This window comes from Phycicoccus sp., assembly GCF_035325325.1.
Classification (GTDB): domain Bacteria; phylum Actinomycetota; class Actinomycetes; order Actinomycetales; family Dermatophilaceae; genus Phycicoccus.
Genome location: NZ_DAOLAC010000011.1, coordinates 93,631 through 102,604, shown reverse-complemented (window position 1 = coordinate 102,604; position 8,974 = coordinate 93,631). Strand labels below are relative to the sequence as shown.

Sequence of the window (8,974 nt, the reverse complement as noted above, 5' to 3'; positions counted from 1 at the left end):
CATCATCGACGAGCACTCACACACGAGATGGACCAGATTTCGGGGGGCCGGACATGGGGGTTAAGCCACCGGACGAGGCCGCACGACGGCGGGCGTGGCGGGTACTCCGCGAGGACCTCGCCCACCCTCCTCAGCTTGAGCTCCTAAAGGTAGCTGCGGGTGGTTTCACCGGGAAGAAGCCGACAGTCCTGGGCCAGCCGGCACCGCTGTGGGGCTATCCGTTGTTCTACTGGTACAGGACGGCAGACCTCGGCGAACTCCGTCATGCATCTACCTTGGTCGCAATCTCCGCTGGTGGCGATGTCTACGCAAACGTCCCAGAGGAGGACAGCATCCGTCGGGCCCCCGGATTCTCCACCTTCCGATGCGAACGTGACCCGTGGACCAATAGGGAGGGATATATCGCCCGCGCAGGTGACGGCCTGCGGAAGCGCAGCGGCGCGAAAGGCAACGCGTGGCTGGTGACGGCTGCGCCGGCGCCGCGACCGGTGTCGCTGCGAGACCTGGCCGAATGGGCGAGCCGGGGTGACTCACCGGCGAACCTGCTTTTCAGTGAGTTGGATGACAACGACCGTTTTGCCACCGAGGGGGTTAGCTCGGCCATGGTGAGGCAACTCAGCGGCCACGATTCGGGTGCGCCAGCGGGCATTGGGGAATGGTACTAACCGCATGCCGCCCCGTCGCGCAAAGGCATTCTCCCGGTGTAACATGGATGGAACCTAAGTCGCGGTGTCGAGCGGATGCCGTTCCGGACAAACTCGCAGTTGAAGTCCAGCATCTGTGCCTTCGAGCGGAATCTCTGACGTGATCTTGCGTCGCGCCGCACGTGTCGCGGACAAGCGGCGGTATGCCGCATTGAGTGGGGGCCTCGTCTGAACCGATGCGGGCCCGAACCCGAGCCGCGTTGCTCGCCGGACGGCTATTCTCCGCTCAAGCGGAGTCTGCGCAGCTGGCATCAGTCTCATGGGCGCACTCAGGAAGCGAGGTTCGCGTCTGTTGTCGATCTCCCAGACTCGAGCGGAAGACCCGCCGCCGCTCGATGCGGCATCGTCGGCGGCTGCCGAAACCAACGCGAAGTGGGCGTTGCGGTGGGGCTTCATGTCGGCAGCGTTGTGGCTGCCCGTGTGGCTCGGCTTCCTGTGCCACGTGCGACGGTCAGACGGCCAGACTAGGCGCAGGTCTATGCTGACGCCGTGCAGAACGAATCAAGAGTGGGATTGTCAGCGTCTTCCAGATCAGCTCCGTGAAGCCGCCCCCCGAAGGTGATACGCCGTTAGGGTGGGATCGCCATTTGGCCGCGAAGTCATATTTTTCCCATTGGGGTATTGACGTCCCTCGCTCCATAATCGACGAATCGGTTCTGCGTGCTCTCGCCGGAGACGAACTGTCAACCATTCAAGAGGTACTCGGCGAGGCCACCGGACTCGGCTGGGCGCGCGAGGCGCGCAATGTCTTGGTAGTGCTCCGTCCAGAGCAGGACGTCAATGCATACGCTTGGGAGTCCAGAGGGAACGGGCGTCTTGTGGTTGTTACCACAGCGTTGCGTAGGGCACTCATCGCAGTCTCGGGACTACTTGTTGCATTCATTGAAGAGCTTCGGAGAGGCAGCTTCGCCGATGACTCGATAATGCGGTCGTTACCGGCACCCCGCTCCCTCGAAGATCTTGAGTGGGCCGAGATCGCATCGCGGACCATTGGTAAAGACCTCGCTCAAAGAGGCATGTTTGGAGTCGCGACATCGATATGGTTGGAACGGGCTCGAGCTGTCTCGGCCGGAGCCCCGCTCATTCTCGGAGAATCCGGTATGCCGGCGGCGGCTGAGTCATATGTACGCGCGGTCTATATAGGCGGCATGCACTTCGTCCTCGCACACGAGTTGTCTCATCAGTTCTTGGGGCACACGTCGTCGACAGCACAGCCCGTCGCCGGCTTTCTGGCTGCAATCAATGAATGGCTTGCCGGTTCATATCTCGTAGACGCGTCTAGCAAAGACCGCGTCGAAATGGAGCGATCAGCCGACCTTGCGGCGCACGCATGGATAGCGCTCAGTCAGAATCGAATGGATCCAACCGCTGGGACGTTAGCCTCCGTCGGGGGTGCTATTACCGCGCTTTCGGCTCTCTCTTGTTTTCCCAAGCCTCTGGGTGCCACAATGCCCGGAACCGCTATCCGCGAAATTGATACCATCGGACAGATGACACATCCACCGATCGCCGAGCGTGTATCAGTCGCCCTGGGCTTGAGTGCACGCTCATGGGATGGCCGAGATGGGCTCCGGGGTCCAAGCCTGGGCCGGAGCTTGAGCTTCGGACTGCAACTGACGGCTGGTGCAGCGTTTATAGAGGAAGCCATGAGGAACATTGTCAACAATTAACAGAGCTGCGCTGTTGCTGCTCGCATTCTTTGTGTGCTAAAACTGGCCAGCAGGGATATGCTTGACCGACGTGTCTCTATTCTGCCAGCCGCACCTTCGCAACGAGTCGCCGGGTTGTCCGTCGCGCAGAGTGGAGGAACTCCTGAACCTTCAACTTTCTGCATCGAGCCGTGGCCGTAGCGATGCCTGAATCGGCTCCTGGGCCTCGAGAAATGGGACGCTGGTTGTGTCACCTTGGAGATTGCCTTGATCGACATTACGGCGCTTTAGGGCAGGAGGACACGACCGTTATTGAGCTAGCCTGGCTCAGAGGTACCCCGTTGACCTCGAGGGTCCCGTCGGTGCCGACGGTGGGCGCGCCGCAGTACGCTTTACCGCCCACGACACTGATTAACAGGGTCGGGCTCGGCGCTTTGGCGAAACTGTCAGAGAAGAGCATGATTATGGACCCTCCAACAACCACCACGGCGGCTATGCAACCGGAGATCATGGAGAACTTAAGGAGATTCAGAGCTCTCTTGGCCGTCTCCTTAGTATCCTTTTGAAATGACGCGATCGAGAGATCGCTGGTCACCCTGGGGACAGAGTTTGCTGCCAACCCCGCCAGTATGGTGGCTGCAAGGGTGGCCAAAGCGGCGACGCCAATCGATGCCAGGACGACGACCCGCGGCGTCTCGTCAAGGTCATCGATCCCTGGAAGTCCGGTTGCGAAGGTGACAGCACTGAAGACACCCAGCACGGCGGTGAATAGCGCGGACCAGCTTGTGGCAGCCTTGCGGACGGTGTCGAGTTGCCCATGGCGTGCATCGGTCAGTTTGCCGGCCCAGTATTGGTCTTCCGCTTGCGACATCGGCGGGGCCCCTAACCCTCGGTCTCCAGGCGGACCTGATTCGACCCGCCCCATCCGCAACCAGAATGGTCCTTATCACGCCCGCCGTGTTCGTGGTGGCAGTTGCACTGAACATCGAATACACCGATGCGGCTACGGACCGGGGTCACGCCGAGGATCACGTCGAACTCGATGTTGATCGCGTCAAGCTCATGATCGCATCGGGGACACCGACCGCTGAGATCGTAGAAGTCGCTTCCGGGGTCAACAGGGTCAAGGTGAAGCGTTCCCGTTGTCAGGGCTGAGGAGACCGCCGCTGACCACCGAGCCCTATTCGCGGGGCTCCGTGCGGGGTACTGATAGAGGACGGCGGGGTTTGGCCACGTCTCGGACATCCGTTACACCCTCCCGTGTGCCAGTGGGACATTGTGGCGCCCACCCTGCCAACAAGGTTATCGCTGAGACGCCGCGTCCAGCTGAACGCCACTCGGTGGACATCAGTCCCTATGGTCGGAGAGCTGCGCCCACAGTGGGCGGAATGCCGCGGCTTGTATGCGTCCCATGAGGGCGCGCCGGCAACCGGGAGCTCACGACCAGCGGCTGGACGCAGGAGATGCCTTGCCGTCGCTGTGGTGGCCGGGCGACGGCGCCCCGCCTCAATCGCCGGCAGGCCACCGCCGTGGTAGCCGAGGCCGATGGTGCCCACCCTGCGGTTACGAAGGATCAATGATCGGGAACCGCTCTGGCACGAATCTGGCACGAAGATGGCCCCTGATCCGCGTTTCCGCAGTTCAGGGGCCATCTTTGATGGTGGGCGATACTGGGTTTGAACCAGTGACCTCTTCCGTGTCAAGGAAGCGCGCTACCACTGCGCCAATCGCCCGTGAGGGGGTACTTCTCGAGGTGGAGACGGGATTTGAACCCGTGTACGCGGCTTTGCAGGCCGCTGCCTCGCCTCTCGGCCACTCCACCATTGGGGGCGGCTAACCCTCCGAGCGGATGACCGGGTTCGAACCGGCGACCTCAACCTTGGCAAGGTTGCGCTCTACCAACTGAGCTACATCCGCGCGCGACGAGCGGTGATGTCCGTGCGGAACCCCTCTCGGCGTGCTCCGAGACAGTAGCCGATCCGCGCGACGAACTCCAAACCGGGACCTCCCCCCGCCGTCGTGGACTCAGCGGTCGGACTCGGCGGCCCCGACGCCCGCCGTCGAGGGGGCGTCGTCGGCGCGGTTCGGGGCGTCGGCGAGCGGGGTGAGGGGGCGCTTGGCCGCGTCCCGGAGGCTGCGCAGGTCGAGCTCGTCGGAGTCGTCGTCGGCGAGCCGGTAGCCGGCGAAGGGGTCCTGCTGCACCGGCGGGGCCGGCCGGCGCCGGTCGCGCACCCAGGCGAGGAACCGGGTGTGCAGCGAGCGCCGCTCCTCGGCCGGCCACAGCTCGCGGATGGCGGCGTTGAGCGCCGCCCCGATGAGCACGGCGATGGCCAGGGCGTAGAGCCAGATGAGGATGACGATCGGCGCCGAGAGCGGGCCGTAGATCGAGGTGCCCCCGACCGAGGCGCCGATGGTGCCCCGCACGACGAACGACGCGAGGGCCCAGATGACGAGGGTGAGGACGGCGCCGGGCACGTCACGGGTCCACGGCGACCGGCGCGGTGTCGACACGTGGTAGAGGCTCGCGAGGCCGCCGACCGTGAGCAGCGTGACGAGCGGCCAGTAGAGGAGGACGACCGGGTGCCAGGGCTCGGGCAGCCAGCCCCTGATGATGTCCGGCCCGAGCAGCACGAGCGGGATCGTGATGATGCCCATGACGAGGGCCACGACGTAGAGCGAGAAGGAGAGGGCGCGGGTCTGCACGATCCCGCGGACGCCCGACTGCCCGTACATGATCGAGATGGTGTCGACGAAGACGTTGAGCGCGCGAGACCCGGACCACAGCGAGAGGACGAAGCCGATGGACAGCAGGTCGGCGCGCCCGCCGCGGAACACGTCGTCGACCGTCGGGCCGAGGACGGTGTTGATGACGTCGGAGGTGAGGAACTGCGTCGAGTAGTCGAGGATCGCCCGGCGCACGTCCTCGACGGTGTCCGGGCCGAGGGCGTCCCGCAGGTAACCGAGGCCACCGAAGAGTCCGAGGACGAGGGGTGGCAGCGACAGCAGCGCGAAGAACCCGGCCTCCGACGCGAGCCCGGTGACCCGGTAGCGCAGGCAGATCCTCGTCGTGACGACGGTGAGCCGGGCGACCGGCAGCGCCCCCGGGACCCGCGAGAGGGCCCGGCGCACACGGCGCTTCGCGTCGGTCATGCGGTCCACGGTATCCGCCGTACAGTGCAACGGTGCGCACCCACGACGTGACCAACCAGGTGCCGCCCCTCGTGGGGCTCGACGTCCTCGGGGCGGACGCGGCCCTCGACGAGGCCGTCGCGCGCTGGGTCCGGCCCCACGACGCGGACGGTGCCGCCGCCCTCCACGACCTCGGCCGGCTCGCCGGGACGGCCGAGGTGCGGACCTGGGCCGACCAGGCCGACCGGGTGACCCCGCTGCTGCGCACGCACACCCCGACCGGCGAGCGGCTCGACGAGGTCGAGTACCACCCCGCCTATCACCGGCTGATGGAGGTCGCGGTCGGTGAGGGCCTGACCGCCGAGCCGTGGACCCGCCCCGAGGGCTCCGGCGCCCACGCCCGCCGCGCCGCCGGCTTCGTCCTGTGGTCGCAGGTCGAGGCGGGCCACCTCTGCCCGGTCTCGATGACCTACGCCGCCGTGCCCGCGCTGGCCCACGCCGACCCCGCCGTCGCGGACCCGTGGGTGGCCGGGCTCGCCTCCCGCGCGTACGACGGCGAGCTGCGACCCCGCGCCGAGAAGCCGGGCCTGACGCTCGGGATGGGGATGACCGAGAAGCAGGGCGGCTCGGACGTCCGGGCCAACACCACCCGGGCCACGGCCGCACCGGACGGTCCGCTGGCCGGCGACACCTACCGGCTCACCGGCCACAAGTGGTTCTGCTCGGCCCCGATGAGCGACGGCTTCCTCGTCCTCGCGCAGGCGGACGCCGGCCCCACCTGCTTCCTCCTCCCCCGCGTCCTCGACGACGGCGCGCGCAACGCCGTCCGGCTGCAGCGCCTCAAGGACAAGCTGGGCAACCGCTCCAACGCCTCCTCGGAGATCGAGCTCGACGACGCCTGGGCCGTGCGGGTGGGCGACGAGGGCCGGGGCGTGCGCACGATCATCGACATGGTCGCCTCGACCCGGCTCGACTGCGTCCTCGGCTCCAGCGCGACGATGCGGGCCGCCCTGACCCGCGCGGTGCACCACGCCCGGCACCGGTCGGCGTTCGGGGCCCGGCTGCTCGACCAGCCGCTGATGCGCAACGTGGTGACCGACCTCGCGCTGGAGTCGGAGGCGGCCACCGTCCTCGCCCTGCGGCTCGCCCACGCCGTCGACGCGGGCGAGAGCGAGCTCGGCCGGCTCGGCGTGGCGCTCGGCAAGTTCTGGGTCTGCAAGCGCACCGCCCCGATGGTCGCCGAGGCGCTGGAGTGCCTCGGCGGCAACGGGTACGTCGAGGAGAACGGGCTGGCCCGGCTCTACCGGGAGGCGCCGCTCAACTCGATCTGGGAGGGGTCGGGCAACGTCAACGCCCTCGACGTCCTGCGCGCCGTCGCCCGCGAGCCCGGGACCCTCGCCGCGCTCGGCAAGGAGCTCGCCCTCGCCCGGGGCCACGACGCCGCGCTCGACGCCGCCATCGACGCGTGCGACGAGGTCGGCTCCCTCGCGGTCGCCGAGGACGCTCCCTGGCACGCCCGGCGGGTCGTCGAGCGGCTCGCCGTGACGCTCCAGGCCGCGCTGCTCGTGCAGCACTCCCCCGGCCCGGTGGCCGACGCGTTCGTGGCGAGCCGGGTGCGGGGCGAGCACGGAGCGGTCTTCGGCACCCTCGACGCCGGCCTCGGGACCGCGACGGTCGCCGCAGTCCTCGACCGGGCGCTGCCGGCCTGAGCGGACGCACCGCCCGCGGCGGCGCTCAGGGCGAGAGCTCGAGCCGCTGCCGCTCCGCCTCGACGTCGAAGTCTGCCGCGGGCCACTGCGGGTCCATCCCCTCCAGCGCCTCGAGCAGCAGGTTGGTCACGGCCAGCCGCGCGTACCACTTCCGGTCGGCGGGCACGACGTGCCAGGGCGCCGCGTCCGTGGAGCACTTCTCCAGCGCGACCCGGTACGCCTCCATGTAGTCGGCCCAGCGGCCGCGCTCGTCGAGGTCTGCGGGGTTGTACTTCCAGTACTTGTCGCCCCGCGAGAGCCGCTCCGCGAGGCGGGACTTCTGCTCCTCGGGCGAGAGGTGGAGCATCACCTTGACGATCGTCGTGCCGTCGTCGACGACGCCCTGCTCGAACCGGTTGATCTGCGCGTACCGGCGCGACCACGTGGCGGGCGGGACGAGGTCGTGGACCCGGACGACGAGGACGTCCTCGTAGTGCGAGCGGTCGAAGACGCCGATCATCCCGGGCCCGGGCAGCGCGCGGCGGATCCGCCAGAGGAACGGGTGGCGCCGCTCCTCGGCCGACGGCGCCTTGAACGCGGTGATCCGCACCCCCTGCGGGTCGACCGCGCCGACGACGTGGCGCATGATGCCGCCCTTGCCGGAGGTGTCCATCCCCTGGATGACGAGGAGCACCGAGCGGGTCCCCCCGCCCCTGGACTCGGCGTACAGGCGTTCCTGGAGGTCGGAGAGGCGTTGCTGGAGCTCGGCCATCACCTTCTCGCCGTCCTTCTTCGCCCCGTCGAAGCCCGGCGTGGCGCGCGGGTCGAGCTCGGCCAGCGAGAAGCCCGGGCCGGGCCGCAGCACCTGCGACCACGAGCGGACCTCCACCGCGTCGTCGGCGCGCGCCTCGGCGGCCGCCTCCCGCTTCTTTCGCGCCTTCTTCGCCGCCTTGCCGTCGAGCGCAGCGCCCTCGACCTCGGCCTTCGTCGTCGTCGACCGCTTCTTCGCGCCCTTGCCCATGGCGGCATCCTCGCAGAGCCGGGCTGCGAGGATGCCGACGTGCGCGTCCTCCTCGACCCCCGCCGCCCGTCCTCCCCCGGTGCCCGGGTCGGCGCCGGTGAGCTCGCCGAGATCTACGCCCCGCCGCGCGGCCGCTGGGTGCGCTCGAACATGGTGACCACCCTCGACGGGTCGGCGGTCGGGGCGGACGGGCGCAGCGGCTCGGTCAACACCCCGGCCGACCACCGGGTCTTCGCGCTGCTGCGCGACCACGCCGACGCCGTCCTCGTCGGGGCGGGGACCGTGCGCGACGAGGGCTACACCCGGGTGCGCCCGACCCGTCGCTCCCCCGTGGCCGCCGCCCTCGTCGTCGTGACCGGCAGCGGTCGCGTGCCCGAGGGGTTGCGCACGCCGACCGAGGGCCGGGGCTCCGGGCTGCTCGTGACCTGCGAGGCCGCGGGAGCGCGAGCCCTCTCGCGGGCCCGTTCGGCGCTCGGCGAGGAGTCCGTGCTCGTCTGCGGCGACGACCGGGTCGACGTCGCCGCGGCCCTCGACCGGCTGGCCGAGCGCGGACTGCGTCACGTCCTGCTCGAGGGCGGTCCGTCACTCCTGGGCACGGCCCTCGCGGCCGGGGTCGTCGACGAGCTCGCGGTGACGGTGGCCCCGGTCGTGGTCGGCGGTGACTTCCCCCGCATCGTCACCGGACCTGCGCTGGCGGCGCCGGACGGGGTCTCGCTCCGACCGCACCTGCTCGTGGAGCAGGGCGGCACCCTGCTGGGCCTGTGGCGCGTCCGCCGCTGAACC

General features: G+C 68.6%; 6 protein-coding genes and 3 tRNA genes. 3 read left to right on the top strand and 6 right to left on the bottom strand.

Going from position 1 to position 8,974, the window contains the following annotated elements; genetic code table 11:
• Positions 1–2,630: 2,630 nt before the first annotated feature.
• A complete protein-coding gene (locus PKA89_RS09195) occupies positions 2,631–3,113 on the bottom strand; it encodes a hypothetical protein (protein ID WP_324418788.1) in 483 nt (160 codons plus the stop codon).
• 176 nt (positions 3,114–3,289) lie between these two features.
• Here PKA89_RS09195 and PKA89_RS09190 point away from each other — a divergent pair, with 176 nt between their 5' ends.
• Positions 3,290–3,508 carry a hypothetical protein gene (locus tag PKA89_RS09190; RefSeq protein WP_324418786.1) on the top strand — a complete coding sequence of 73 codons (219 nt, stop codon included), beginning with the start codon at positions 3,290–3,292 and terminating at the stop codon, positions 3,506–3,508.
• Positions 3,509–4,011: 503 nt separating this feature from the next.
• Here PKA89_RS09190 and PKA89_RS09185 read toward each other — a convergent pair.
• The 4 genes from PKA89_RS09185 to PKA89_RS09170 form a co-directional block, all read right to left on the bottom strand.
• A tRNA-Val gene (locus PKA89_RS09185) sits at positions 4,012–4,086 on the bottom strand.
• Between the two features lie 18 nt (positions 4,087–4,104).
• Positions 4,105–4,175 (bottom strand) — tRNA-Cys (locus PKA89_RS09180).
• Between the two features lie 22 nt (positions 4,176–4,197).
• Positions 4,198–4,270: transfer RNA gene (locus PKA89_RS09175), tRNA-Gly, on the bottom strand.
• 108 nt (positions 4,271–4,378) lie between these two features.
• Positions 4,379–5,503: a YihY/virulence factor BrkB family protein gene (locus PKA89_RS09170; RefSeq protein ID WP_324418784.1), complete on the bottom strand. Its 1,125-nt coding sequence runs from the start codon at positions 5,501–5,503 to the stop codon at positions 4,379–4,381.
• 32 nt (positions 5,504–5,535) lie between these two features.
• On the opposite strand from PKA89_RS09170, the gene PKA89_RS09165 reads away from it, so the two are divergent.
• A complete protein-coding gene (locus PKA89_RS09165) occupies positions 5,536–7,191 on the top strand; it encodes an acyl-CoA dehydrogenase family protein (RefSeq protein WP_324418782.1) in 1,656 nt (551 codons plus the stop codon).
• 25 nt (positions 7,192–7,216) lie between these two features.
• Here the strand turns inward: PKA89_RS09165 and PKA89_RS09160 are convergent, their stop codons facing one another.
• Complete coding sequence (locus tag PKA89_RS09160; RefSeq protein ID WP_324418780.1) at positions 7,217–8,191, bottom strand: polyphosphate kinase 2 family protein; 975 nt, start codon at positions 8,189–8,191, stop codon at positions 7,217–7,219.
• A 39-nt stretch (positions 8,192–8,230) separates the two neighbouring features.
• Here PKA89_RS09160 and PKA89_RS09155 point away from each other — a divergent pair, with 39 nt between their 5' ends.
• Positions 8,231–8,971, top strand: a complete 741-nt coding sequence (locus PKA89_RS09155; RefSeq protein WP_324418778.1) for a dihydrofolate reductase family protein — start codon at positions 8,231–8,233, stop codon at positions 8,969–8,971.
• Positions 8,972–8,974 lie beyond the last annotated feature (3 nt).